The sequence below is a fragment of the Streptococcus chosunensis genome (assembly GCF_003626515.1).
Lineage (GTDB): Bacteria > Bacillota > Bacilli > Lactobacillales > Streptococcaceae > Streptococcus > Streptococcus chosunensis.
Map to the genome: position 1 here is coordinate 1,042,635 of NZ_RBCK01000001.1, position 26,393 is coordinate 1,069,027.

Sequence of the window (26,393 nt, forward strand, 5' to 3'; positions counted from 1 at the left end):
AAGAGGCTTTAGTATTACTTACCACTATCCCTAAAGGGATCCTCATATTCTTTTACACTCAATTTACCTAGTGCTATATCATGCTTTTCCTGTTCTTGGATATATTTCTTAATTGTGGCTTCATTAAGCCCTACTGTACTTACATAATAACTTTTCTCCCAGAAATGCCGATTTCCAAACTTGTACTTGAGATTGGCGTGTTTGTCAAACATCATGAGTGCACTTTTTCCTTTTAAATAACCCATGAAACTCGAAACACTTATCCTTGGTGGAATACTTACTAACATGTGTACATGGTCTGGCATTAAGTGACCCTCGATAATTTCAACTCCTTTATAACTACACAAGCGATGAAATATTTCGCCTAAACTACTTCGATATTGATTATAGATAACTTTTCGTCTATACTTAGGGGTGAACACAATGTGATACTTACAGTGCCACTTTGTGTGCGATAAACTATGAGCCTTTTGTGCCATATTTTTCTCCTTTCGCTTTACAATTGGTTTGAACACCTTTATTGTATCGCGTTTGGAGTTTTTGGGGTATAACCTTCGACGCACACCCGCATAGCGGGTGGTTTTTTTGTCTCGCACCTAGCGGAGCGAGACGGACTAATAGTCACATAATAAAAAGACTCCGAAGAGTCTTCTCATTACTTATGTAATTCTTTATTACTCAATGTATGAAAAATCCCCCACAGAAGAATATTTACAATGATAAACAGCAATATTTCCACTAAATTAAAGTCTATCAAATTCCGTGACCGCATTGCCACCATAGCTTGGGAGTAGGGATAGATTAAAGATAATTTATCTGATACAAAAAGCATCATAAATCCTACGAAAGTACCAATAGCACCAATTCCCACAGATTTACTGAAAACACGAGTTTTAGCTGTCACAAAAAACTGTACTGCCATCATACTAATTGTTCCAAAAATTCCCAATAAATCCCACTTGAGGTAGGTGAACAAATTAGAAATTTCTAAATGAGCTAGGTGAGCACTGACATAAAAAATACCAAACAAGAACAACTGTAAAACAGCAATAAAAAAGATAATTACTATTTCTTTTGCCAACAATAATTTCCCAAGACTAACATTATTAGCTCTGAGAAATTCAATATTTTTTCTATCAAACTCTTTTCCTAACATCATGGCTACATAAAGGCTGACTAAGATCGGAAAGAAAAGCTGGCTATAATAGAAGGTCAATTGTCCCCATAAAACAGGCACTTTTTCACTTTCTTCAACCATAGAATAAGCTGCACCAAAGTAAATCCCAAGACCAATCAGGCTACAAAAAGCTAAGAAGGAAATACCGATCATCAACATGGAAAATTTTTTAGTTTTCCGCCATTCTACTGATAGATAAGACATCATAGCTTGCCTCCTTTCTTTTCAACCAAATAGAGAGATATGAAGAGATAGATTAGGGCTATTGGCAAATATGTAAAGAGTTTAAATCCTAGTTTTGTCGCAAAAACATAACTCACTTGACTGGCGACTTGCTGGTAATCCACCAGAGACAGATATCCTATACCACCAAAAGGGAAAATCAGCTGTAGAAAAGCTGGTGCATGACCAAATCCAACACCAAGAAATCCTCCGAAAATCCCTAATGCCAGTATCAATGCCTGCTTCTTCAGTAAAAACTGCAAAGTCAAAAACAGACAGGTTAAGACAAAAGAGGCCAGCAAGAAAATGACGATTTGCCAGAGGATTAGGCTAACAGGCATTTCTAAACCTGATAAGATTGCAATCAACTGGACTACTACTCCCTCCAAAAAAGCGAGAAAGGTCAAAATGAACATGGTCAGTCCAAGCTTACTCAGAAAGATATGCCGTACATTTTCACCATTTGCCAAAAGCAGTTTGAAAGTGTTGCCCTCCTTCTCGTTTTTGACAATCCGCGATACAAAGAGAGAAATCACAATAGGGAGAATCAAGCCATTTACTTCTTTTATCATATAGAAAATTAGGCTAATCTGGTGCATGTCTGGATTACTTAGGTAGCGTGTAGCGGCTGCAATTGTCCAAGCAAATCCGACTCCCATAACTAGTATGCTAATGAGGAAGGATTTGGTTCGTTTTGCCTTGAGCAATTCAATAGACAAATTATTCAACATAAGACTCACTCCTTGGTTAAGTTGAGGAAGATAGATTCCAAGGTTTCTTGTTCTTGCTTCACTTCATAAATTGGAACTTTCTCGACTATTAAATCTCGTAACAAACTAGAAATCTGCTGATCGGCAAGGTTAGTCAGCTTGAGTTTATCCTCTTGTATCTCCAACATCTTGCACGGATAACCAAATAACACTTGGCTAATGGCTTCACGTCGACCTCTAAAATCCCCACGCACTTCCAGCCATTTATTGGACTGAATTTTACGAATTTCTCCCTCGTAAACCAGTTGACCATGATTGATAATCCCCACACGGTCAGCTATATGCTCTACTTCAGAAAGGATATGGGTAGAGATGAAGACAGTAATGCCCTGTTCTTTTGCCAACTTGATAATCAGTTCCCTAATTTCATGAATCCCTGCTGGGTCTAGCCCGTTTGTTGGCTCATCCAGTATCAACAAACGCGGTTTCTTGACTAAGGCAAAGGCTAAAGCCAAGCGCTGTTTCATACCCAGAGAATAATCTTTAACCAATTTTTTCTTGTTTTTAGGTTGATCTAACCCCACAATTTTCAAGGTTTCCTGAATATTTTTCTTATCAAATCCAAGTATTTTTTGGAAGACTAAGAGATTTTCATAGCCTGTCAAATTAGGATAATAAGACGGTTCTTCAATCATAGAGCCAATCTGATTAAGATACTGCTTGTCCGTACCTATAGATTGACCAAACACTTCAATCTCCCCAGCTGTACGAGAAATCAAAGACAAAATCATCTTCATGGTGGTTGTTTTCCCTGCTCCATTTGGACCTAGAAAACCATAAATCTCACCTTGTTGAACTGATAAGGAACTAAGGTTAACTACCTGAGTGTCCTCAAATCCCTTTTGTAAGTTTTTTATCTGTAAAACATTACTAATCATTATGAACTTCCTCCTTTAAACCAAATAATTTTCTATAATTTTGATTCCTATAAATCAAATTATCATGAGTATCTTTGATAACATCTCCACTACTCTTATCAACAAAAATGATAGAATCAACATAATTTACAATATCTAATTGGTGACTCACTATTACCATTGTTTTGTCTGAATAAAATGAATTATTACACTACAAGCACCAAGAACGTTATCAAGTTCTTCAAGAGTTAATTCTTGAAGAGAATTCATTACTTCAATCTCAACGAGATTCTTTTGTTGTTTAGCCATTTGGAAATACCTCACTGATTAAAATTTATTTGAGAAGTATCTCTATCTAGGTTATATCTTTATTATAGACATGCTAGATTAATTTTAAACTAAGCTAACCTTAATTTTACATTAAGATTAAAGTATCTTGCTTTTTTCACTCTTTTAAATGGTATAATATAGATAAGCGAGGTAAGATTATGAATTTCGAACAACAGCTCCTGAATAAGCACATCCTTATCATTGATGACGATAAAATTTTAAACTCTTCCATAAGAGATATTCTCACTGCCTACGGATTTTCCAATCTAACATCAGCCTATGATATAGAATCTAGTTTGGACATGATTGAAACAGAGCAGTTCGACCTTTTCCTTTTGGACATTATGCTCCCCGATGGTGATGGCTATACATTAGCAAAACATATCCGAAAAAAAGGCGATACTCCTATCCTCTTTCTGACTGCCAAAAATAATCCTGAAGATGAGGTAGCTGGTTTCAATGCTGGTGGTGATGATTATGTCGTAAAACCCTTCATTCCAAAAAATCTTATCTATCGTATTATGGCTCTGCTCAGGAGAAGCTATAAATCAGAACAGGAAGCAATACAGATTGGACAGACTTTGGTGAGTTTTCGGAATGCAACAGTACAAAAGAATGGAGCAGAAATTTCTATTACACCAATTGAAATTAAGATTTTAAAAAAACTTTACGATAATAAAAATTACATCGTTTCAACTGAATCTCTCTGTGATACGATTTGGGGAGTGGATAGCTTTGGTTATGAAAACTCTTTGACTGTACATATTCGGAAAATTCGGGAAAAAATAGAAGAAAATCCTTCAAAACCTCAATATTTAAAGACAGCTAAAGGGCTGGGATATAAATTGTTATCATGATTATGAACCAAACCAAAATTTTAAGGTATTCACTAAAGAAATTTATCTTTTTTTCCATCATTATCTTTATTACCAATATTATTCTAATTGCCAGTTTTGTTTTCTACATTAGAGAAAAGCAAACTGCTACCGAGACTGTAAAAATAATTTCTGAACACATTACCATCACAAAAAACAACGTCCACATACCTAAAAATGATATTTCTAGTCTAAAAGAACAAAAGTTATGGCTCATGGTATTGGATAAGCAGACTGGAAAACAAGTGTACGAACAGTATAAACCTAAAGAAGTTCCTTCGCAATTTGACTATGGGGACATTTTACAGTTTTCTCGCTATTATCTTTCAGATTATCCTGTTTTTAGTCAGATAAAAGGTGGCTACATCATTGTTGTTGGTTTTCCAAAAGATAAAATTGCTCGTTATAGTTATAATTACTTAGATATAGATAGTATTCGCCTAATTCCACTAGTAGCATTTGGAGTATTGCTTTTCAACTGCCTTTATTTCGCTTTTCTTTACTACTATGGTGTGACGCATATCAATCGTAAAATTGCGCCTCTTGTAACTGCTATTCAGAATCTCCCAGATGGTTTGAAAAATCCAATAAATTCTATATCAGAACTAGAATATCTTACAACTGCAATCAATCAAACCGATACTCTACTCAAAGAGAATGAAGTCTTTAAAGAGCAATGGATTTCAGGAATTGCACACGATATCAAAACACCTCTTTCTGTCATCATTTCTAACGCTTCCTTGTTAAATGATTCTGAACTAGATACACAGTCTAAAAAACATATTCGCCCAATATTGACAGAATCCTATTACATCCAAAATATTTTAAATGACTTAAATATAGTAGCTCGCCTTTCATCCGGTCATCTTCAATTAAATCAGACTGAAACAAAAATTATCCCCTTCTTCAAAGACATTCTCATCCATATTTTAAATCAAGAAATCTGGAATGATTTTGAATTTGAATTTGATTACGATTATTCACTTGTTAATCAATCTATCATGATTGAGCAGTTTTTAATCACAAGAGTTATCCATAATATCATCTACAACTCTATTTTGCATAACGAAAAGGGTTGCACAATAAGAATCAACTTATTCAAAAAAGATACAAATGTAATTGTCGAAATCAAAGATAATGGACAGGGAGCTTCACCAGAAAAAATTGCTGAACTTAATGAATTATCTTTTAAAAACATTGATATTTCTAAAATTAGAACGACTGGAATTGGGCTAAAAATTTCAAAACAAATTGTTGATTTGCATCAGGGCTCTATTTCGTTTGCTAGTGTTCAAAATGAATTCTTTGAAAGTATCATTTCACTTCCGATCTTCAACATTACCAATCATGACCACCCGTCAAACGGGTGGTTTGTCCCAGGGCTATAAGTCCAAATTACCAGCCAGCGCCTAAAGACGCTGGCTTTCACTTTGTTCAAGCCTTATTGCTCTTGACTCGTCACTTTCCTCTCAAAGAGGCTTTAGTATTACTTACCACTATCCCTAAAGGGATCCTCATATTCTTTTACACTTAATTTATCTAGTGCTATATCATGCTTTTCCTGTTCTTGAATATATTTCTTAATTGTGGCTTCATTAAGCCCTACTGTACTTACATAATAACCTTCCGCCCAGAAATGTCGATTCCCAAACTTGTACTTGAGGTTGGCGTGTTTGTCAAACATCATGAGTGCACTTTTACCTTTTAAATAACCCCTGAAACTTGAAACACTTATCCTCGGTGGAATACTTACTAACATGTGTACATGGTCTGGCATTAAGTGACCCTCGATAATTTCAAATCCTTTATAACTACACAAACGATGAAATATTTCGCCTAAACTACTTCGATATTGATTATAGATGACTTTTCGTCTATACTTAGGGGTGAACACAATGTGATACTTACAGTGCCACTTTGTGTGCGATAAACTATGAGCCTTTTGTGCCATATTTTTCTCCTTTCGCTTTACAATTGGTTTGAACACCTTTATTGTATCGCGTTTGGAGTTTTTGGGGTATAACCTTCGACGCACACCCACATAGCGGGTGTTTTTTTTGTCTCGCACCTAGCGGAGCGAGACGGACTAATAGTCACATAATAAAAAAGCCTACCTTTCAGTAGACTTAGTTTGTTTCTATTCTAATCGGCACTCTGCCAAAATTCTGCTCTGCTATACTTGGATTTCCAAGTTGATAAATCTGGTCTGCCTTTTGGGTCATAGCATCCCAAGGTACTTTGCCAATTCGGTTGACTAGATTGACCTGACCTTTCAGAGATTTAAGATGCTGTCTGCCTTTTTCGGTAAATCCAAGGACATGAATGGCTTCTGGTAAGTCACTTTCTCTGGCCTGCACCAAGATATAAGTCAAGAGGCGTCTGACACGCGCCTTGGTATAGCGTTTGGTCGCAACCGCCTCGACTAAATCTTCCACAGATTGGGCTGTTTTAATAGCTTCCTTAATGCGCACTGCCATTTCTTGATTGACCTGATAGATGGTGGTTAGGTCGGGATTTGACAAGATTTGATAGCGGAGCAAAGGAAAATAGTCATCCCAACTTACCTTACTGGCCTGCTCAAAAAGGGTAACAGAAGGCATAAAACGTTCTAAGAAATCTTTGTCCCTCTGGTGCTGACGGAGAGCTGTCGCCGAGGCAAAGTCCACATCCTTATCCACAGAATGGTAACCAGCGCCCTGCCGATTAATCGGATGCAGCCTGATGTTTCGTCCTGCAACTGCCTTGGCATAAGCAAGAGCAAGAACATGATTGGGAGTATTGCCAGAAAAATCAAGACCTGCAAATTCCTTCCACATAGCTTGGGTTTTCTGTGGATAGGAAAGAGAATCAGGCAAATTTTCCACAAATTTCTCCATCTCAGCACCTTTCTCTGTGTATAAGTCAGCGATTTTCTGGTAATCTAGAACTTCCTCCGTCCCAAAAGATAGAGTATCAATGCCCAAACGAGCCAAGATATCCACAGCCCCTTGGCCGAAGAAATCCGCCGCCTGAACACTGACTAAAAATGGCAATTCCACTACCAAGTCTGCGCCATTTTCCAGCGCCATCTGGGCCCGAGTCCACTTGTCTACGATAGAAGGCTCTCCACGTTGCGTGAAATTTCCAGACATGGCTACGATTTTCAGCCCCTCTGCCTGATCCAGCAGGTATTTATGGCCATTATGAAAAGGATTAAACTCCGCTATGATACCTGTGATGGTCATGATAATCTCCTACTTCTGTGCCACAAAAAACCAACGGGTGCTGGTTTCTGTTGGCTCCTTGTCCTCAAAGTCTGCATAGAGTTTGAAAGACTTAAATCCAGCCTGTTCCAGCAAAATATCATAGGTCAGAACCTCATAAGTCCGCTCCTCATGCACTTCATCGTGGCGACTAAAGGAACCGTCAGACTCCTTGATAAAGAAAGTCAACTCATGCACGATGGAGTGAGGTGCCGCATCCTCATAAGTATCCCAGAGCATTGCAAAATCTTCTGCATTTTCATGATAGGAATAGCCTGGAAAAACTTCATCTGTCTGATAGGTCGAATGTACGTCAAAGATAAAGACTCCGTCTTCGTTGAGAGCATTATAGACTTCCTTAAAGACATCTCCCACTTCCACCTCATCCTGCATGTAGCAGATTGAGTCCGAGTAACACGTGACAAAGTCGTATTGACCTGCCTTAGACAAATCCAGCATATTGCCTTCCATAAAATCAATCTTTTGTTTGGCTGAAGAAGCTCTCTTCTCGGCAATCTTCAACATATCAGCACTCAAGTCCAGGCCAGTCACATCAAAACCAGCTTGAGAAAAGCGAACAGACTGGATACCTGTCCCACAAGCCAATTCCAAGAGTTTCTTTCTCTCCTTAGTTTTTGGCAAGTGACGCAGAGAAAAATCCGTCCATTTGTCGTATAAACTGTCATCCATAACCGCATCATAGACCGCCGCAAAAGTTTCATAAGTTGCCATAATCATGATACAAAGAGCTCTATGGTAACACCACTAGCCCTCACCTTTCTATCCATTTTCTTCTAAAATAAGCAAAGAAACCCAGTTGACTACAACTGAGTTTATCTCCTATGCTAAGGCTTCTGAAATATCTACTGAATCCGCCTCATGCCAGAGTTTTTCTAGGTTATAGTGGGCACGCATTTCTTCTGAGAAGATATGCACAACAACCCCACCGAGGTCTAACAAGACCCAGCCTCCAGCTGCATCGCCTTCGACATGGCTTCCTTTAAAACCTGCTTCCGCTACTTTTTCACGGATGTTATCAGCGATAGCGTCCAACTGACGGCTATTCATTGAGCTAGTAATAACAAAGTAGTCAGTCACGCTGGTCAAATCTTGTACATCAAGTGCGAGGATATCCTCCGCACGTTTCTCATCAGCCGCTTTCACGACTAGTTCTAGTAATTCTTTTTCGTTCATTTAGTCCTCTTTCAAATAGTGCACAAAGGCGTTATAGGTTTCAATGGTCTGGGGATAGATAGGGAATCCCTGGTGAGCCAGATGCTCCACGGTGCGAGCTGTTTCGTAGGCCACCGCCTTATTGAGCGATAGATTCGCAATCTCACGTGCCTGGTCCACTCCAGGAAAGGCTCGATTATGCTCAATATAGTCTGCGACATAGATGACCTTATCAAGATCGGTCATCTGACCAGCCCCGACTGTATGGATTTCAATGGCTCGCAGGATTTCAGAATCATGTAAATTCAAATCTTCCTGAATTTTGTAAATTCCGACCATGCCATGCCAGACATTATTACCCCATTTTTTGAGATCGGGGTCTAACTGATAACGGTCAATCAATTCAAGAAATTCCTGATCTGACAGCTTTTTAGCGTAGTCATGAAGAAGGCCTGCTAGTCCTGCTTTCTCAGTATCGATTCCAAATCGCTGAGCCAGTTCTATGGCTGCATGCTCCACACCCAAGCAATGGGTTAACCGTTTTTCAGGTAGAAGCTCTGCCATTTTTTCCAACAAAGCCTCACGAGAGCAGTTGATATAGTCTTGATAGGCCATCAGTAGAGCCCCTCCTTCTCGATGTAGTCTAGCACTGGCTGAGGTAGGAGAAAATTAGGTTTCCGACCTTGGGCAAGGAAGTCACGCACCATGCTGGACGAAATATCCATGAGGGGCACATCCACCCAGATAACTGGATAAGAAGTTCCAGCCTTATAGCGTGGGCGCTGAACTCCCACAAACTGAACCATATCTACCAGTTCATCAATTCGGTACCACTTAGGCAGATAGTCCACCATATCGGCACCGATGATAAAGTAATAATCCGTATCTGGATTCTTCTCAGTTATGAGCTTCATGGTGTCGTAGGTGTAGGAAATGCCCTTGCGCTCCAACTCAATGGTTTCAATGTCCAGACCTTCAATCCCCTCAATCGCCAATTCAAGCATCTTGAGACGATGGTGTTCAGGGATGGTTTCCTTTTTATCTATATGAGGAGGTTGGTATTCAGGCATGAGCAGAACCTGGTCCAGTCCCAACTGTTGCCGTACTTGGTCCGCAACAATGAGATGGGCATTGTGAACAGGGTTGAAATTCCCCCCTAAAATCCCAACTTGTTTGCGTTTTTTCTCCTTGATTTCTGGCTCCAACTCTACCTTGGTAAAGGGAGTCAATAGTTCGATTGCCATAGGCTAGTCTCCTTTATTTCTCTGTAAAAACAGTTATTTGGAGTATAGTTTTTAGATTTCTTTGACTTTTTTAGAAATCTTGCGATTTTCTTTCTTGCTGGATTGTTTAAACAAAATCAAGATGCGTCCGATTTTTTGGACTGTATCCACACCGATTTCTTCTTCCAAAATTTCAGCTACTTCATGGATATTTTCATCTGTGTTTTGCAAAAGAGTAACCTTGATCAATTCGCGTGCGTCAAGTGCTTGACGGACGCTGGTTTTAATTTGGTCGTTGAGACCATTTTTCCCGATTTGGATGATGGGTTTTAGTGTGTGTGCCTGACTGTTGAGGAAGGCACGTTGTTTTGATGTTAATGACATAATTTCTTTAAAAGAGTTTCTTTTTATACTTTTCTAAAGTGGTGGCGGACGTCAGCAAAGTCCTTCGGACTTTCATGACTAAAATTTGAGTCTATGGTCTCAAATTTTCCGCAGTTGGTACAATCACTTGTACCAACTGACACCACGGCGAAAAGTATTCTCTACGGGCTCGCAACGCTCGCCTTAATAAAGACAACCCTTTCCTTTCTGTGTTTAAATAATTGCTTTTCGTGTGACGACGGCGACGCCTTCTGGTGCCCAGACGGCGACTTTGGCTGTTCCTGTTACGCGGATCCAGCCTAGTCCTGAGATGACTAGGTCGGTCTTGTCCTTGATGGTAAATACATGTTGGACTAGTTTTGGGAAATCTTCTTTTTCCTTGCTATTTGGTGGTGTCAGAAGGGTTCCTACATGCTTGTCATAGAAAGCACTAGCTCCTTCTAGCTTGGTTCGGTGGAGTTTGAGTTCATTGTCAAAGAAAGCTGTAAATCCTTGCTTTTCACCTGCAATGAAGTCAAAGCGTCCGAGACCGCCTAGAAACAGGGTTTGTTCAGGATTGAGCTGATAGGTTTTAGGCTTGATTTCCTTTTTAGGGCTGACATACTTAAGGTTTTTAGCAGTCAAATAATGGGCCATCTGATGACGGTGGATGATCCCCGGCGTATCGTAGATATAAGAACCGTCGTCAAGCGGAATCTCAATTTTGTCCAAGGTTGTCCCTGGGAAGCGCGAAGTCGTGATGACATTCTGATCACCCGTGATTTCTTGAATGATGGCATTGATGAGGGTTGATTTTCCAACGTTTGTCACGCCAACAACATAGACATCACGGCCCTTACGGTAGTGTTCGATTTTGTCAATGACTTCCTTAATAGCATGTTTATTTTGTGCTGAAGTTAGAACGACATCGACCGGACGAAGACCTTCTTCGTGGGCACGTTCCATGAGCCACTGGCTAATCTTGCCCGGTTTAACAGACTTGGGTAGAATATCTTTTTTATTTCCCACTAAGAGGACATCATTACCCGATACAAAACGTGGTAAGCCTGGGATGACAGAGCCATTAAAGTCAAAGATATCAATGACATTGACCACCAAGGCATCACTGTCTCCCACCTCGTGCAAGAGCTTGAGGAAATCATCGTCCGTCAACTTGACATCCGTGATTTCATTGTAGTGGCGGAGACGGAAACAGCGTTGGCAATAGACTTCGCCAGTCTCCAAACCTTTTTCGAGTGCCGACTGGGGGGTAAAACCAAGACCAGCCTTGTCTGTCGTCTGAATGGTTGCTCCACAACCAATACAGAGAATTTCTTCCATAATTAAATTCCTTTTTTATATGTAATCGATCCGTACTTTTCAGTGATTTTTCGCATGACACGACGCTCACGAGCTCGATTAATCTGCGTTTTGATTGAGTCATGTTGGACCAAGGGTTTGACTAAAATCGAGCGAATGCCTGCACGGTGGGCTGCTCGAATATCGGTCATGAGCTGGTCGCCAACCATGACTACTTCACTTTTCTCATAGTGAAATTCCTTCATGGCACGGTCAATCCCAAATGTGAAGGGTTTCAGAGCCCAATAAACGTAGTCAATCCCAAATTTTTCAACTGCTCGTTGGACGCGTTTTTTAGTGTTATTTGAGACTACGATGATGCGAATGCCCGCGTCCCGAAGGTCATGCAGCCATTGCTTCATCTCTGGCGTCCCATCAGGGTTGTTCCAAGCAATGAGGGTATTGTCCAAATCGACCAAAACAGCCTTGATTCCCTGCGCCTGTAGACTTGGAACTGTCAGATCATAAACTGCTTCCACAGCAAAATCTGGCATGTAATTTTCAATCGCCATTCTGGCTCCTTTTCTTAACTTTTTTTCGCAATTTTCCTTAGTAACAATGACAAAACAATCCACAAACCTGCACTAGCTAAACTGATGTAGAGCCAAGCATAGGGCTCATCTGTTAAAGGTAGAGGAACATTCATTCCGAAAAAACCTGTCACGACTGCCAAAACCGCTAGCAAGACTGAAATGATGGTCAGAGTTGTCAAATTATCATTCAGGTTATTGTTTAGGATGTTGTTGTAAGATGCTGATAGTTGTTGGAGAACTTGTGAAATCAAATCTGTCATGGATACCAGCTGATGAGCCTCAATCATGGCATCATCAAACTGTTCTCTCTCAATCTCGTTAAAACTACGATAGAGGGCATGCCCTTGAATATGCTCCAGCAACATGCGATTTTGCTTGGCAGCCGCAGTGAGGTAAACCATACCAGTCTCCAAGTCGGAAAGGGCAAAAAGGTTTTTCTTAGTTGTTCGCTGACGCAAGAGACCATTGACCTCGTCCTTACTCTTGTCCATCTGCTCGATGACAGGATAGTAGGCATTGCTGATGATTTCCAGACTGGCAAAGAGAAACTTGTAAATCGAAAGCATGTCATGACTCTCCAGATAACGGGTCATCTGTTCAATGACATAGGCGTTCTTGGTATTACTAATGGTAATCAGGCGACGATGTTCCACGATAAAGGTCATGGGAAAAGCTTCATAGTATGCCTTATCCTTTTTCAAGTTCAAGACATTGTAGATAAAGGTCACAGTCCCATTTTCACGGTGATAATCCATGTGGGCACGCTCATTTCTATCCAGCGCATATTCGATGGTTTCCTTGTCCAAACCGTAGATTTCAGAAAGGTCCTCTAGTTTTTTCAACTTGTCTAAATCTAGGTTAATCCAGGCGCAACCATTGCCCAACTGTTTTTCTAAAAACATCTTCTCTCCTTTACCAAACTCTTTCTATTGTACCATAAATCTGCTAAAATTTCAGGCCTGGTCTGTCCGAGAGAAATTGCTGACGACGGTGATATTCCGGTTGGGAACGAAGTGCAGAACCTGGTCTTCTCCTCTGAGTTGCGTTGTTCGAATGCCGACACTAACCACCTTGCCCGATACAGTAATAGGACCATTTGTCAGAACAACCTCATCTCCCACATCCAGTTGACGTTCAAAGAGGATGAAAAAGCCATTGATGACATCAGACAGAAAACCTTGGGCTCCCATACCAATGGCCACCCCAGCTATCCCAGCACCTGCCAGCAAACTAGAAACTGGCAAATCCAAAATAGACAAGATACAGTAAAGCAAAAAGAAATAAAGGGTATAATTAAACACATTCTCTAATAAACGTGAAATGGTTTTCTGACGTCCGACATCGTGACGAGACATTTTTAGAGAAGGTTTGACAATTCTCTGCACCATGGTATGGAGCAATTTCTTAGCTATATAAAAGAGTAAAAATAGAAATAACAGAGAAATTAACTTGGTTAAGATATTTTCAATAATCGTTGTAACATCAAGCTTATTGAGGTAGGTTTTAAAAAATTCTTGCATAGAAAACTCCTTTTATTTATTATACCATACTTTCACAAGTGGTGAATCTCCATAAATATTCAAAAATAATAGCCAAAATAGACAGAAAATTCTTGATTTTAGTTCATATTTATACTATAATCATAAACATTACACAACTAAGGAGGTTGTTATGAAAAAATTCATTCATGCTTGGAATAAGGCAAGCCTAATCAAACGGATTTTGATTGGTATGCTTATTGGAGGAACCCTAGGACTGACACTTCCTAACATTTCAGGAATTGGTCTACTCGGAGATCTATTTGTTGGCGGTCTAAAAGCCATCGCACCTATTCTAGTCTTTGCCCTCGTTGCTAACGCCCTTTCCCAACATCAAAAGGGACAAGATAGCAATATGAAAACAGTTATTTTCCTTTACTTAGTGGGAACCTTTGCTGCTGCCCTTATCGCTGTACTAGCAAGTTTCATTGTCCCTGTTGAGATTACCTTAAATAGTGCCAATACAGAAATCGCACCACCAGATGGGATTGGCCAGGTCCTCAGCAATCTCTTGCTCAAACTGGTTGACAATCCAGTCAATGCCCTTGTCACAGCCAACTACATCGGTATCCTGTCTTGGGCAGTTGTTTTCGGTATTGCTATGAGAGAGGCCAGCAAAAATAGTAAAGAATTGCTGAAAACTATGGCTGATGTGACTTCTAAGATTGTCGAATGGATCATCAACCTAGCTCCATTTGGAATCCTTGGCCTTGTCTTCAAAACCATCTCTGATAAGGGGATCGGAAGTCTAGCTAACTACGGAATCTTGCTTGCCCTCTTGGTGACAACTATGTTCTTTGTGGCTCTGGTAGTCAATCCACTAATTGCCTTCCTCTTTATGAAGAGAAATCCTTATCCCCTCGTTTTGAAATGTTTGCGTGTCAGTGGTGTGACAGCCTTCTTCACTCGTAGTTCTGCGGCTAACATCCCTGTCAACATGAAACTATGCCATGACCTCGGACTGGATCCAGATACCTATTCAGTTTCTATCCCACTTGGATCTACTATCAATATGGCCGGGGCAGCGATTACCATTAACGTTCTAACCCTTGCTGCAGTAAATACTTTGGGAATCCCTGTTGACTTTGCCACAGCCTTTGTCCTTAGTGTGGTAGCTGCTATCTCAGCCTGTGGGGCTTCTGGTATCGCTGGCGGTTCCCTCCTTCTTATCCCAGTTGCTTGTAGCCTTTTCGGTATTTCTAACGATATTGCCATGCAAGTTGTCGGTGTTGGATTTGTGATTGGAGTTATCCAAGACTCATGTGAAACAGCCCTCAACTCTTCTACAGATGTCCTCTTTACTGCCGTTGCCGAATACGCAGCAGCCCGTAAAAAATAACTCATAAAGGCAAGCCTGCTCAGGTCTTGTCTTTTACGCTTTTATTCTAACTTATTAGGAAATTCTTATGTCTATTAGCCAACGTACGACCAAACTCATCTTAGCCACCTGTCTTGCCTGCTGTCTTGCTTATTTTCTCAATCTCTCCTCAGCAGTTTCAGCTGGAATCATCGCCCTCTTGAGCCTATCCGATACCCGTAGAAGTACCTTAAAATTGGCCCGCAATCGCCTCTTTTCCATGCTTCTAGCTTTGGTTATCGGAGTTCTGGCTTTTCACTTGAGCGGATTTCATATCTGGAGTCTTGGCCTCTATCTGGCCCTCTACGTGCCTCTAGCCTACAAGATGGGCTGGGAAATTGGTATCACACCAAGCACTGTTTTGGTTAGCCATCTCTTGGTGCAAGAGTCAACTTCTCCAGACCTTCTAGTCAATGAATTCCTTCTCTTTGCTATCGGTACAGGATTTGCTTTACTTGTAAATCTCTATATGCCTTCACGTGAAGAGGAAATCCATTACTACCACACGCTGGTTGAAGAAAAGTTGAAAGATATTCTCCAGCGCTTCAAATATTATTTATCCAGAGGGGATGGACGCAACCGAGCACAGCTGGTAGAAGAATTGGACACCATTTTGGAAGAAGCCCTCAGACTGGTCTATTTGGATCACTCTGACCATCTCTTTCACCAGACCGACTACCATATCCACTACTTTGAGATGAGACAACGACAAAGTCGTATCCTGCGAAATATGGCCCAACAAATCAACACCTGTCACCTAGCTGCCAGCGAAAGCCTGATTTTGGCCCAGCTCTTTTCAAAAATTGCAGGACAACTGAGCCAGACCAATCCTGCTTCTGATTTGCTAGATGAAATCGAACGCTATCTGGAAGTCTTCCGTAACCGCAGTCTGCCCAAGACCAGAGAAGAATTTGAAACCCGTGCCACGCTCCTCCAACTCCTACGCGAAGCCAAAACCTTCATCCAAGTAAAAGTTGACTTTTACAAAAAATATGGACAGTAAAAAAGAAAACTTCAGACCAATCACAAAAGGTGAATATCTGAAGTTTTCTTTTATTTGACGGAAAAATCCACGAATCGATACAATTCGTGGATTTTTACTAGTGAAGCGTTTAGGTAAGCCGCCATAGCGGTTACCTATTATTAGATTACGACACGGAGTTTGGCAAATCGATTCCATTTGTAAAACTCAGTTAGTGAGGCAGTTAGGCAAGTCTAATAGGACTTGTCGTAGCCTACTTAGATTGCTTTGCAATCAAGTAGGCTTACTAAATCACATCTTCTCCTCCAACTCTACGTCTGGATACTTATCCGCAAACCAGCGGAGGGCAAAGTCATTTTCAAAGAGGAAGACTGGTTGGTCAAAACGGTCTTTAGCCAAGATATTTCGACTTGATGACATTCGTTCATCCAAGTCCTCAGGCTTGATCCAACGAACGGTCTTTTTACCCATTGGGCTCATGACTACTTCCGCATTGTACTCGCCTTCCATGCGGTGTTTAAAGACTTCAAACTGGAGTTGACCAACAGCTCCCAGCATGTACTCGCCTGTTTGGTAATTCTTATAAAGCTGAATAGCACCTTCTTGCACCAGTTGCTCAATCCCCTTGTGGAAGGATTTCTGCTTCATGACATTCTTAGCAGAAACTTTCATAAAAATTTCAGGAGTGAAGGTTGGCAGTGGTTCAAATTCAAATTTGTTTTTTCCAACTGTCAATGTATCCCCAACCTGATAAGTTCCTGTATCGTAAACCCCGATGATATCTCCTGCCACGGCATTGGTCACATTCTCACGACTTTCAGCCATAAACTGGGTAACATTAGACAGTTTAGCACCCTTACCAGTACGAGGCAAGTTGACACTCATGCCACGTTCAAATTCACCCGATACGATACGTACAAAGGCAATACGGTCACGGTGTCGAGGGTCCATGTTGGCTTGGATTTTAAAGACAAATCCTGAGAAGTCCTTATCGTAAGGATCAACAATTTCTCCGTCTGTTTTCTTATGTCCATGTGGCTCTGGAGCAAACTTGAGAAAAGTTTCAAGGAATGTTTGCACACCAAAGTTTGTCAAAGCTGAACCGAAGAAGACTGGTGTCAATTCTCCAGCCAGAATAGCTTCCTCTGAAAACTCATTCCCAGCTTCATTTAAAAGTTCAATATCATCCTTGACTTGCTCGTAGAAAGGGTTGCTGCCAAAAAGCTTGTCCCCATCTTCTAAACTAGCAAAACGCTCATCCCCTTTATAGAGCTCCAAGCGTTGGTTATAGAGGTCATAGAGCCCCTCGAAGGCTTTCCCCATCCCGATTGGCCAGTTCATCGGGTAACTCGCAATGCCTAGTACTTCTTCTAATTCTTGCAAGAGGTCCAGTGGCTCACGTCCATCACGGTCTAGCTTGTTCATAAAGGTGAAGACCGGAATGCCACGGTGTTTCACAACCTCAAACAATTTCTTAGTCTGAGCCTCGATACCCTTGGCAGAGTCCACGACCATAACAGCAGCATCCACCGCCATCAAGGTACGATAGGTATCTTCTGAAAAGTCCTCGTGCCCTGGGGTGTCTAGGATGTTGACGCGCTTACCATCGTAGTCAAACTGCATAACAGATGAAGTCACCGAAATCCCGCGTTGCTTCTCGATATCCATCCAGTCAGACTTGGCAAAAGTCCCTGTTTTCTTTCCTTTTACGGTACCAGCCTCACGAATCTCGCCCCCAAAGTAGAGCAACTGCTCAGTGATAGTTGTTTTCCCCGCGTCCGGGTGGGAGATGATGGCAAAGGTACGACGTTTCTTAATTTCTTCTTGAATATTCATAAGTTCTCTTTCTTTGATTCTCTATTTTTCTTGTTTCAATAGCTAAGAATGATTTCTACATTGGATTTTACCATTCCTTTCAACACTCCATTATATCGGATTTTAGCATTTTTTTCAATTTCTATTTTATATCAGACACTGCTAAAGTAGAACAATTCCCCTTGCAATTTTTCAAATAAATGTTACAATAAATATAGAAAAAGGTGTTGCGACAACAACACCCCACAGAGCCGTTTAAGACGGTGGCTGTAATTACATAACTAAAAAATAGCTCGTTAACTCGCCAAAGTTAGGACGGCTATTTTTTTGTCTCTTTTACCAATTCAAGGATGAACCTTAGGAGCGTGATAACAAAGTTACCAGCTACAAACATGAGTGTCAAAGCCTCAAAAGGGGACAAATCTGGTTACTCCTTTCTACTAAGATTTTACAGGTTCTGCACATAAGCATCACCATCCTTTCGATTTTGTAACCACCGTCTTCACTTCTCTGTTAAACTATTGTACCATATATTTTCCCCTTTGAAATCCGCTTTTCAAATAAATCATCATCAGAATCCGTTCTCCATCCTATACCTGTCTTTTTTCATCTTTCCTTCCCTTATTTATAGGAAAATATGGTAAAATAGAACAGACTAAAAATCATCATTTCACGAAAGGATGCAAGATGAAAATTACGCAAGAAGAGGTAACACACGTTGCCAATCTTTCAAAATTAAGATTCTCTGAAGAAGAAACTGCTGCCTTTGCGACTACCTTGTCTAAGATTGTTGACATGGTTGAATTGCTGGGCGAAGTTGACACAACTGGTGTCGCACCTACTACAACCATGGCTGACCGCAAGACTGTACTCCGCCCTGATGTGGCCGAAGAAGGAACAGACCGTGATCGCCTGTTTAAAAACGTACCTGAAAAAGACAACTACTATATCAAGGTACCAGCTATCCTAGACGATGGAGGAGATGCCTAATGACTTTCAACAATAAAACCATTGAAGACTTGCACAATCTCCTTGTCTCTAAGGAAATTTCAGCAACTGAATTAACACAAGCAACACTTGAAGATATCAAGTCTCGCGAGACCGCTATCAACGCTTTTGTTACCATCGCTGAAGAGCAAGCTCTTGCTCAAGCTAAAGCTATTGATGAAGCTGGAATCGATGCTGATAATGTCCTTTCAGGAATTCCACTTGCAGTTAAGGATAATATCTCTACAGACGGTATTCTTACAACTGCAGCCTCAAAAATGCTCTACAACTACGAGCCAATCTTTGATGCGACAGCCGTTGCCAATGCAAAAGCGAAAGGCATGATTGTCGTAGGGAAAACCAACATGGACGAGTTTGCCATGGGTGGATCAGGTGAGACTTCTTACTACGGTGCCACTAAAAATGCTTGGGACCACAGCAAGGTCCCTGGTGGATCATCAAGTGGTTCTGCTGCAGCTGTAGCCTCAGGACAAGTTCGCTTGTCACTTGGTTCTGATACTGGTGGATCTATCCGCCAACCTGCTGCCTTCAATGGGATCGTCGGTCTCAAACCAACCTACGGAACAGTTTCACGTTTCGGTCTCATTGCCTTTGGTAGTTCATTAGACCAGATTGGACCTTTCGCTCCGACTGTTAAGGAAAATGCCTTCTTGCTCAATGCTATTGCAAGCGAAGATGCCAAAGACTCTACTTCTGCTCCTGTCCGCATTGCCGATTTTACTTCAAAAATCGGCCAAGACATCAAGGGCATGAAAATTGCTTTGCCTAAGGAATACCTTGGTGAAGGAATTGACCCAGAGGTTAAGGGAACCATTCTGAACGCAGCCAAACACTTTGAAAAACTTGGTGCTATTGTTGAAGAAGTGAGTCTACCTCACTCAAAATACGGTGTTGCCGTCTACTACATCATTGCTTCATCTGAAGCTTCATCAAACTTGCAACGTTTTGACGGTATCCGTTACGGCTACCGCGCAGAAGATGCAACCAACCTTGATGAAATCTATGTAAACAGCCGTAGCCAAGGTTTCGGTGAAGAGGTTAAACGCCGTATCATGCTTGGTACATTCAGTCTTTCATCAGGTTACTATGACGCCTACTATAAGAAGGCTGGTCAGGTCCGTACCCTCATCATCCAAGATTTCGAAAAAGTCTTCGCGGATTACGACTTGATTTTGGGCCCAACTGCTCCTAGTGTTGCCTATGACTTGGATTCACTCAACCACGACCCAGTTGCTATGTACTTGGCTGACCTCTTGACCATACCTGTAAACTTGGCAGGACTGCCTGGAATTTCTATTCCTGCTGGATTCTCTCAAGGTCTGCCTGTCGGTCTCCAATTGATCGGTCCTAAGTACTCTGAGGAAACCATTTACCAAGCTGCTGCTGCTTTTGAGGCGACAACAGACTACCACAAACAACAACCCGTGATTTTTGGAGGTGATAACTAATGAACTTTGAAACAGTCATTGGACTTGAAGTCCACGTAGAGCTCAACACCAATTCAAAAATCTTCTCACCTACTTCTGCCCACTTTGGAAATGACCAAAATGCCAACACTAACGTGATTGATTGGTCTTTCCCAGGAGTTCTGCCAGTTCTTAATAAAGGTGTTGTCGATGCCGGTATCAAGGCTGCTCTTGCCCTCAACATGGACATCCACAAAAAGATGCACTTTGACCGCAAGAACTACTTCTACCCTGATAATCCAAAAGCCTACCAAATTTCTCAGTTTGATGAGCCAATCGGTTATAACGGCTGGATTGAAGTGGAGCTAGAAGACGGTACAACTAAGAAAATCGGTATCGAACGTGCCCACCTAGAAGAAGATGCTGGTAAAAACACCCACGGTACAGATGGCTACTCTTATGTTGACCTCAACCGCCAAGGGGTGCCATTGATTGAGATTGTATCTGAAGCTGACATGCGTTCTCCTGAAGAAGCCTATGCTTATCTAACAGCCCTCAAGGAGGTTATCCAGTACGCTGGTATTTCTGACGTTAAGATGGAAGAGGGTTCTATGCGTGTGGATGCCAATATCTCCCTTCGCCCTTATGGTCAAGAGAAATTCGGTACCAAGACAGAGTTGAAGAACCTCAACTCCTTCTCAAACGTTCGTAAAGGTCTTGAATACGAAGTCCAACGTCAAGCTGAAATCCTTCGCTCAGGGGGTCAAATCCGTCAAGAAACACGCCGTTACGATGAAGCTAACAAGGCAACCATCCTCATGCGTGTCAAGGAAGGAGCTGCAGACTACCGCTACTTCCCAGAGCCAGACCTACCAATCTTTGAAATCTCAGACGAGTGGATTGAGGAAATGCGAACTGAGTTGCCAGAGTTTCCAAAAGAACGCCGTGCGCGTTATGTATCTGACCTTGGCTTGTCAGACTATGATGCTAGTCAGTTGACGGCAAACAAAGTCACTTCTGACTTCTTTGAAAAAGCTGTTACCCTCGGTGGCGATGCCAAACAAGTCTCTAACTGGCTCCAAGGGGAAGTCGCTCAGTTCTTGAATGCCGAAGGCAAGACACTAGAACAAATCGAATTGACACCAGAAAACTTGGTTGAAATGATTGCCATCATCGAAGACGGCACTATCTCTTCTAAGATTGCTAAGAAAGTCTTTGTCCACCTAGCTAAAAATGGCGGAGGAGCGCGTGAATACGTTGAAAAAGCAGGTATGGTTCAAATCTCAGATCCTGAAATCCTGATTCCAATCATCCACCAAGTCTTTGTCGATAACGAAGCGGCGGTTGCCGACTTCAAGTCAGGTAAACGTAACGCAGATAAGGCCTTCACAGGATTCCTTATGAAAGCAACCAAAGGCCAAGCCAACCCACAAGTCGCCCTTAAACTCCTTGCTCAGGAATTAGCGAAGTTGAAAGAAGATTAATATGTAAAAGAAACCAGCCTTGAGGTTGGTTTTTTTCTCCCCTACCAAATCCCATTAACTATTTTGGCTTTATTTCCAGAAGATTTTATGGTAAAATGAAGAGTAATAATATTTATTAAAGAGGTAAAAACATGATTGAAGCAAGCAAATTGAAAGCTGGTATGACATTTGAAACTGCAGACGGAAAATTGATCCGCGTTTTGGAAGCTAGCCACCACAAACCAGGTAAAGGAAACACAATCATGCGTATGAAATTGCGTGATGTCCGTACTGGTTCTACATTTGATACAAGCTACCGTCCAGAAGAAAAATTCGAACAAGCTATTATCGAAACTGTGCCAGCTCAATACTTGTACAAAATGGATGAAACTGCCTACTTCATGAACACTGAAACTTACGACCAATACGAAATCCCAGTCGTAAACGTTGAAAATGAATTGCTTTACATCCTTGAAAACTCTGATGTGAAAATCCAATTCTACGGAACTGAAGTAATCGGTGTAACTGTACCAACTACTGTTGAATTGACAGTCGCTGAAACACAACCATCTATCAAAGGTGCTACTGTTACAGGTTCTGGTAAACCAGCGACTATGGAAACTGGACTTGTTGTCAACGTTCCAGACTTTATCGAAGCTGGACAAAAATTGATCATCAACACTGCAGAAGGAACTTACGTTTCTCGTGCCTAATCTCTAGAAAGAGGTCATTCTATGGGAATTGAAGAACAATTTGGCGAAATCGTTATCGCTCCACGTGTACTTGAAAAAATCATTGCCATCGCAACTGCTAAAGTTGATGGTGTCCACTCATTTTCAAATAAATCCGTATCTGATACCCTATCAAAACTCTCTCTTGGTCGTGGCGTCTACTTAAAAGAAAGCAACGAAGAACTAACTGCTGACATTTATCTCTACCTTGAGTACGGTGTGAAAGTGCCAAAAGTGGCTCTTGCTATTCAAAAAGCAGTCAAAGATGCTGTCCGAGATATGGCTGATGTGGAACTTGCTGCTGTTAACATCCATGTTGCAGGAATCGTTCCAGATAAAACACCAAAACCTGAGTTGAAAGATTTATTTAACGAGGACTTCCTCAATGACTAGTCCATTATTAGAATCTAGACGCGAACTTCGTAAATGCGCTTTTCAAGCTCTCATGAGCCTTGAATTCGGCACAGATATGGAAACAGCTTGTCACTTTGCCTACACGCATGACCGTGAAGATGAAGATGTGCAAATCCCTGCCTTTCTTCTGAACTTGGTTTCTGGCGTTCAAGCTCAAAAAGACGAGTTGGATAAACAAATCAACCAGCACCTCAAGTCAGGCTGGACAGTTGAACGCTTGACCTTGGTCGAAAAAAACTTACTACGCTTAGGTATCTTTGAAATCACATCATTTGATACACCACAGCTAGTAGCAGTTAATGAAGCCATTGAACTTGCTAAGAATTTTTCAGATCAAAAATCAGCCCGCTTTATCAACGGACTGCTTAGTCAATTTGTAACTGAAGAAAATGAATAATCAAAAATGTGTTTGGTCTTCCAAGCACCTTTTGACTTTCCCCTCTGTACAGAGTAAGAATCACAAAAAAATTAGAACTGACTGCCAGTTCTAGTTTTTTTGTATTCTGAGGTATTAGTATTTTCTAAATCGTTGATAACGCTCTTCCAACAACTCTTCGAGCGTTTTTTGCGAAAGTCTAGCTAGCTCAGCTTGAAGTTCTTTTTTAACATTCTTAATCAGTTCTTTACTAGAAAGCCCTGCTTCAGAAATCACCTTATCTACCACGTCCATTTCTAACAGCTCATGAGAAGTGATTTTCATCAGTTCTGCCGCTTCCATGGCACGACTGCCGTCCTTCCATAGAATGGAAGCAAAGCCTTCTGGACTGAGAATGGCATAGATAGAATTTTCCAGCATCCAGACACGGTCTGCGACTGCCAGAGCCAGAGCTCCACCTGAACCACCTTCACCGATAATGATGGCGATAATCGGAACTTTCAGGTCACTCATTTCCATGAGATTGCGAGCGATAGCTTCTCCCTGTCCACGTTCTTCCGCTCCCACACCAGGATAGGCACCTGCAGTATTGATAAAGGTCACAACTGGACGGCCAAATTTTTCAGCCTGTTTCATCAACCGTAGAGCCTTGCGGTAGCCTTCTGGATGCGGTTGACCAAAATTCCGCTTGAGGTTATCTTGCAAACTCTTGCCTTTTTGGATACCAACCACTGTTACAGCTTGGTCTCCAAGCCAGCCAATACCACCAACAACTGCACCGTCGTCACGAAAAGAACGGTCACCGTGTAATTGGATAAAGTCATCAAAAATGCCTGTTGCAAAGTCCAAGGTTGTCAAGCGACTCTGCTCACGCGCTTCTCTGACTATTTTTGCAATATTCATCTAGGACACCCTCCATGCAATCTGACTAGGCTAGCAATCGTATCTGGCAAATCTCTTCTTTTGACAATAGCATCCACAAAGCCATGTTCCAATAGGAATTCTGCCTTTTGGAAATCCTCAGGTAAGCTTTCACGAACCGTATTTTCAATCACACGACGCCCAGCAAAACCAACCAAGCTCTGTGGTTCAGCCAGAATGATATCGCCCTCCATAGCGAAAGAAGCTGTCACACCACCTGTCGTTGGATCTGTCAAAATGGTCAGATAAAAGAGACCAGCATTTGAATGGCGTTTAACCGCTGCAGAGATCTTGGCCATCTGCATGAGACTCATGATTCCTTCCTGCATACGGGCTCCACCAGATGCTGTGAAAAGAACAACTGGCAATTTTTCAACAGTCGCATATTCAAATAATCGAGTGATTTTTTCACCTACAACTGTACCCATAGAAGCCATGATAAAGTTGGAATCCATAATCCCAAGAGCCACAGTCTGACCTTTTATAAGAGCTGTTCCTGTCACAACGGCTTCATCCAGACCTGTTTTTTCACGCATAGTTGCTAGTTTCTTTTGATAACCAGGGAAATGCAAGGGATCCTTGCTTTCAATCCCCGTAAATAATTCCTTGAAAGTCCCCATATCAATCGTCAGAGCCAAGCGTTCTTGGGCAGAAATACGAAAGGTGTAACTACAGTGCGGACAGATACGCTCACTTCCCAGATCCTTCTGATAAATGGTATACTTACAGCCTGGACACTGGGAAAATAATTCATCTGGAACCTCTGGCTTGGCTTGAGGTTTTTCCCTAACCGAACGATTGGGATTGATTCGAATATACTTATCTTTTTTACTAAATAGAGCCATTGATTCCCCTTTTCGGTTTATACTCTTGAAGTCATTTTATTCTTTTTCTTGATACTTGGGTAAGAAGGTTTCCATCAAGAAGGAAGTATCATAATCTCCAGCAATGACATTGCGATCTGAAATGAGGTCAAGCTGGAAATCTGCATTGGTCTGCACTCCTTCAATCTCTAATTCATAGAGGGCACGTTGCATTTTCATCAAGGCATCAAAACGATTCTCCCCATGAACGATAACTTTGGCAATCATACTATCATAATAAGGTGGAATGGTATAGCCTGGATAAACTGCTGAATCTACGCGCAAGCCAACACCTCCACTTGGAAGATAGAGATTGGTAATCTTACCTGGACTTGGAGCAAAGTTAAAGGCTGGATTTTCTGCATTGATGCGACACTCGATGGCATGACCTCGTAGGACAATATCTTCTTGCTTAACAGACAGAGGCTGACCTGCCGCAATGCGAATCTGTTCCTTAACGATATCAACACCTGAAACAAATTCTGTTACTGGATGCTCTACCTGAACACGTGTATTCATCTCCATGAAATAGAATTTACCACTGGCTTCATCAAGAAGAAACTCAATGGTCCCTGCATTTTCATAACCAACAGACTCTGCAGCTCGAACAGCAGCAGCACCAATTTCATGACGCAGCGTTTTTCCGATTGCAATCGAAGGACTTTCTTCTAAAACCTTTTGGTTATTCCGTTGAAGAGAACAATCCCGTTCCCCCAAGTGAATCACATGTCCGTGTTCATCTCCTAGGATTTGAACCTCGATGTGACGAGCTGGATAGATAACCCGTTCAATGTACATGGCACCATTGCCATAATTGGCCTTGGCTTCACTTGAAGCAGTTTCAAAGGCGGAGACGAGGTCTTCTGGTTTTTCAACCTTACGAATCCCTTTACCACCTCCACCTGCTGAGGCCTTGAGCATAACAGGATAGCCAATTTTTTCAGCAACAATCAAAGCTTCCTCAGAGTTATGCACTTCTCCATCTGAACCTGGAATGACAGGTACACCCGCTTTAATCATCTGAGCCCGCGCATTGATCTTGTCTCCCATCATATCCATGACATGACCAGATGGACCGATAAACTTGATTCCTACTTCTTCACACATGGTTGCAAATTTGGAATTTTCACTGAGAAATCCAAAACCAGGGTGAATAGCTTCTGCCTCAGTCAAGACTGCAGCTGATAGAACCGCATTAATATTGAGATAAGACTCTGTTGCCTTACCAGGACCGATACAAACCGCTTCATCTGCTAAAAGCGTATGGAGGGCTTCCTTATCAGCAGTTGAATAAACCGCGACCGTTGCAATCCCCAATTCCCGCGCAGCACGGATAATACGAACCGCAATTTCACCACGATTGGCAATTAAAATTTTTCGAAACATGGAGAACCT

General features: G+C 41.5%; 31 protein-coding genes. 10 read left to right on the top strand and 21 right to left on the bottom strand.

Annotated elements, in window-relative coordinates; genetic code table 11:
- Positions 1-14: 14 nt before the first annotated feature.
- The 5 genes from tnpA (D7D54_RS04990) to D7D54_RS05010 form a co-directional block, all read right to left on the bottom strand.
- Entirely contained in the window at positions 15-479 is a 465-nt protein-coding gene (tnpA, locus tag D7D54_RS04990) for an IS200/IS605 family transposase (protein WP_033682221.1), read from the bottom strand.
- Between the two features lie 176 nt (positions 480-655).
- On the bottom strand, positions 656-1,384 hold the full coding sequence (locus D7D54_RS04995; RefSeq protein WP_033682222.1) for an ABC transporter permease: 729 nt from the start codon (positions 1,382-1,384) through the stop codon (positions 656-658).
- Positions 1,381-2,130: an ABC transporter permease gene (locus D7D54_RS05000; protein ID WP_033682223.1), complete on the bottom strand. Its 750-nt coding sequence runs from the start codon at positions 2,128-2,130 to the stop codon at positions 1,381-1,383. The genes D7D54_RS04995 and D7D54_RS05000 overlap by 4 nt, the downstream gene beginning before the upstream one ends.
- 5 nt (positions 2,131-2,135) lie before the next feature.
- Positions 2,136-3,047, bottom strand: a complete 912-nt coding sequence (locus tag D7D54_RS05005; protein ID WP_080709545.1) for an ABC transporter ATP-binding protein — start codon at positions 3,045-3,047, stop codon at positions 2,136-2,138.
- Positions 3,048-3,200: 153 nt separating this feature from the next.
- The gene (locus tag D7D54_RS05010; protein WP_033682224.1) at positions 3,201-3,335 is read right to left on the bottom strand and encodes a type A2 lanthipeptide; all 135 of its coding nucleotides are present in this window, start codon (positions 3,333-3,335) and stop codon (positions 3,201-3,203) included.
- A gap of 179 nt (positions 3,336-3,514) precedes the next feature.
- Between D7D54_RS05010 and D7D54_RS05015 the strand changes: the two genes are divergently transcribed.
- Together D7D54_RS05015 and D7D54_RS05020 are read left to right on the top strand one after the other, a co-directional pair.
- Positions 3,515-4,213 (top strand): response regulator transcription factor, encoded by a 699-nt coding sequence (locus D7D54_RS05015; protein ID WP_033682226.1) that lies wholly within the window; start codon positions 3,515-3,517, stop codon positions 4,211-4,213.
- Positions 4,210-5,619, top strand: a complete 1,410-nt coding sequence (locus D7D54_RS05020) for a sensor histidine kinase (RefSeq protein ID WP_120718956.1) — start codon at positions 4,210-4,212, stop codon at positions 5,617-5,619. Before D7D54_RS05015 ends, D7D54_RS05020 begins: the two co-directional genes overlap by 4 nt.
- Positions 5,620-5,717: 98 nt before the next feature.
- On the opposite strand, the gene tnpA (D7D54_RS05025) is transcribed toward D7D54_RS05020, so the two are convergent.
- The 11 genes from tnpA (D7D54_RS05025) to D7D54_RS05075 all read right to left on the bottom strand — a co-directional run bounded on the left by tnpA (D7D54_RS05025) (position 5,718) and on the right by D7D54_RS05075 (position 13,644).
- Positions 5,718-6,182, bottom strand: a complete 465-nt coding sequence (gene tnpA / locus D7D54_RS05025; RefSeq protein ID WP_033682231.1) for an IS200/IS605 family transposase — start codon at positions 6,180-6,182, stop codon at positions 5,718-5,720.
- Between the two features lie 175 nt (positions 6,183-6,357).
- Positions 6,358-7,455: a nucleotidyltransferase gene (locus D7D54_RS05030; RefSeq protein ID WP_084950883.1), complete on the bottom strand. Its 1,098-nt coding sequence runs from the start codon at positions 7,453-7,455 to the stop codon at positions 6,358-6,360.
- A 9-nt stretch (positions 7,456-7,464) separates the two neighbouring features.
- Complete coding sequence (locus D7D54_RS05035) at positions 7,465-8,205, bottom strand: class I SAM-dependent DNA methyltransferase (RefSeq protein WP_279629985.1); 741 nt, start codon at positions 8,203-8,205, stop codon at positions 7,465-7,467.
- Between the two features lie 108 nt (positions 8,206-8,313).
- A complete protein-coding gene (gene rsfS, locus D7D54_RS05040; protein ID WP_084974231.1) occupies positions 8,314-8,667 on the bottom strand; it encodes a ribosome silencing factor in 354 nt (117 codons plus the stop codon).
- Entirely contained in the window at positions 8,668-9,261 is a 594-nt protein-coding gene (yqeK, locus tag D7D54_RS05045) for a bis(5'-nucleosyl)-tetraphosphatase (symmetrical) YqeK (RefSeq protein WP_033682236.1), read from the bottom strand.
- Positions 9,261-9,890, bottom strand: a complete 630-nt coding sequence (locus D7D54_RS05050) for a nicotinate-nucleotide adenylyltransferase (RefSeq protein ID WP_120718957.1) — start codon at positions 9,888-9,890, stop codon at positions 9,261-9,263. Before D7D54_RS05050 ends, yqeK begins: the two co-directional genes overlap by 1 nt.
- Before the next feature lie 51 nt (positions 9,891-9,941).
- Positions 9,942-10,253, bottom strand: a complete 312-nt coding sequence (yhbY, locus tag D7D54_RS05055) for a ribosome assembly RNA-binding protein YhbY (protein ID WP_000060169.1) — start codon at positions 10,251-10,253, stop codon at positions 9,942-9,944.
- A gap of 213 nt (positions 10,254-10,466) precedes the next feature.
- Entirely contained in the window at positions 10,467-11,573 is a 1,107-nt protein-coding gene (gene yqeH, locus D7D54_RS05060) for a ribosome biogenesis GTPase YqeH (protein ID WP_120718958.1), read from the bottom strand.
- A gap of 2 nt (positions 11,574-11,575) precedes the next feature.
- Positions 11,576-12,103, bottom strand: coding sequence for a YqeG family HAD IIIA-type phosphatase (locus D7D54_RS05065; RefSeq protein ID WP_244193452.1), 528 nt, complete (start codon positions 12,101-12,103; stop codon positions 11,576-11,578).
- A gap of 14 nt (positions 12,104-12,117) precedes the next feature.
- A complete protein-coding gene (locus D7D54_RS05070; RefSeq protein ID WP_020901599.1) occupies positions 12,118-13,026 on the bottom strand; it encodes a magnesium transporter CorA family protein in 909 nt (302 codons plus the stop codon).
- A 51-nt stretch (positions 13,027-13,077) separates the two neighbouring features.
- Positions 13,078-13,644 (bottom strand): mechanosensitive ion channel family protein, encoded by a 567-nt coding sequence (locus D7D54_RS05075; RefSeq protein WP_120718960.1) that lies wholly within the window; start codon positions 13,642-13,644, stop codon positions 13,078-13,080.
- A 151-nt stretch (positions 13,645-13,795) separates the two neighbouring features.
- Between D7D54_RS05075 and sstT the strand changes: the two genes are divergently transcribed.
- Together sstT and D7D54_RS05085 are read left to right on the top strand one after the other, a co-directional pair.
- Positions 13,796-15,001 (top strand): serine/threonine transporter SstT, encoded by a 1,206-nt coding sequence (gene sstT / locus D7D54_RS05080; protein WP_020901597.1) that lies wholly within the window; start codon positions 13,796-13,798, stop codon positions 14,999-15,001.
- 67 nt (positions 15,002-15,068) lie between these two features.
- Positions 15,069-16,022: an aromatic acid exporter family protein gene (locus D7D54_RS05085; protein WP_020901596.1), complete on the top strand. Its 954-nt coding sequence runs from the start codon at positions 15,069-15,071 to the stop codon at positions 16,020-16,022.
- Positions 16,023-16,292: 270 nt separating this feature from the next.
- Here D7D54_RS05085 and D7D54_RS05090 read toward each other — a convergent pair whose 3' ends face one another.
- A complete protein-coding gene (locus D7D54_RS05090; protein WP_001025437.1) occupies positions 16,293-17,837 on the bottom strand; it encodes a peptide chain release factor 3 in 1,545 nt (514 codons plus the stop codon).
- 298 nt (positions 17,838-18,135) lie between these two features.
- Entirely contained in the window at positions 18,136-18,210 is a 75-nt protein-coding gene (locus D7D54_RS09505) for a hypothetical protein (protein WP_229294538.1), read from the bottom strand.
- Positions 18,211-18,503: 293 nt separating this feature from the next.
- On the opposite strand from D7D54_RS09505, the gene gatC reads away from it, so the two are divergent.
- From gatC to nusB, 6 genes are all read left to right on the top strand, one after another.
- On the top strand, positions 18,504-18,806 hold the full coding sequence (gene gatC, locus D7D54_RS05095; protein ID WP_000705419.1) for an Asp-tRNA(Asn)/Glu-tRNA(Gln) amidotransferase subunit GatC: 303 nt from the start codon (positions 18,504-18,506) through the stop codon (positions 18,804-18,806).
- Positions 18,806-20,272, top strand: coding sequence for an Asp-tRNA(Asn)/Glu-tRNA(Gln) amidotransferase subunit GatA (gatA, locus tag D7D54_RS05100; RefSeq protein WP_023946545.1), 1,467 nt, complete (start codon positions 18,806-18,808; stop codon positions 20,270-20,272). The genes gatC and gatA overlap by 1 nt, the downstream gene beginning before the upstream one ends.
- Positions 20,272-21,714, top strand: a complete 1,443-nt coding sequence (gatB, locus tag D7D54_RS05105) for an Asp-tRNA(Asn)/Glu-tRNA(Gln) amidotransferase subunit GatB (RefSeq protein ID WP_001008638.1) — start codon at positions 20,272-20,274, stop codon at positions 21,712-21,714. The genes gatA and gatB overlap by 1 nt, the downstream gene beginning before the upstream one ends.
- A gap of 131 nt (positions 21,715-21,845) precedes the next feature.
- Positions 21,846-22,406, top strand: a complete 561-nt coding sequence (efp, locus tag D7D54_RS05110; protein WP_000568643.1) for an elongation factor P — start codon at positions 21,846-21,848, stop codon at positions 22,404-22,406.
- Positions 22,407-22,427: 21 nt separating this feature from the next.
- The gene (locus D7D54_RS05115; RefSeq protein WP_000510575.1) at positions 22,428-22,817 is read left to right on the top strand and encodes an Asp23/Gls24 family envelope stress response protein; all 390 of its coding nucleotides are present in this window, start codon (positions 22,428-22,430) and stop codon (positions 22,815-22,817) included.
- A complete protein-coding gene (gene nusB / locus D7D54_RS05120) occupies positions 22,810-23,235 on the top strand; it encodes a transcription antitermination factor NusB (protein WP_000203640.1) in 426 nt (141 codons plus the stop codon). The genes D7D54_RS05115 and nusB overlap by 8 nt, the downstream gene beginning before the upstream one ends.
- Before the next feature lie 114 nt (positions 23,236-23,349).
- On the opposite strand, the gene D7D54_RS05125 is transcribed toward nusB, so the two are convergent.
- From D7D54_RS05125 to accC, 3 genes are read right to left on the bottom strand one after another with little or no spacing between them, the layout of a single operon-like run.
- A complete protein-coding gene (locus D7D54_RS05125) occupies positions 23,350-24,117 on the bottom strand; it encodes an acetyl-CoA carboxylase carboxyl transferase subunit alpha (protein WP_020901593.1) in 768 nt (255 codons plus the stop codon).
- Positions 24,114-24,980, bottom strand: a complete 867-nt coding sequence (gene accD, locus D7D54_RS05130; protein ID WP_020901592.1) for an acetyl-CoA carboxylase, carboxyltransferase subunit beta — start codon at positions 24,978-24,980, stop codon at positions 24,114-24,116. The genes D7D54_RS05125 and accD overlap by 4 nt, the downstream gene beginning before the upstream one ends.
- 36 nt (positions 24,981-25,016) lie before the next feature.
- Complete coding sequence (gene accC, locus D7D54_RS05135; protein ID WP_020901591.1) at positions 25,017-26,384, bottom strand: acetyl-CoA carboxylase biotin carboxylase subunit; 1,368 nt, start codon at positions 26,382-26,384, stop codon at positions 25,017-25,019.
- Positions 26,385-26,393: the final 9 nt, after the last annotated feature.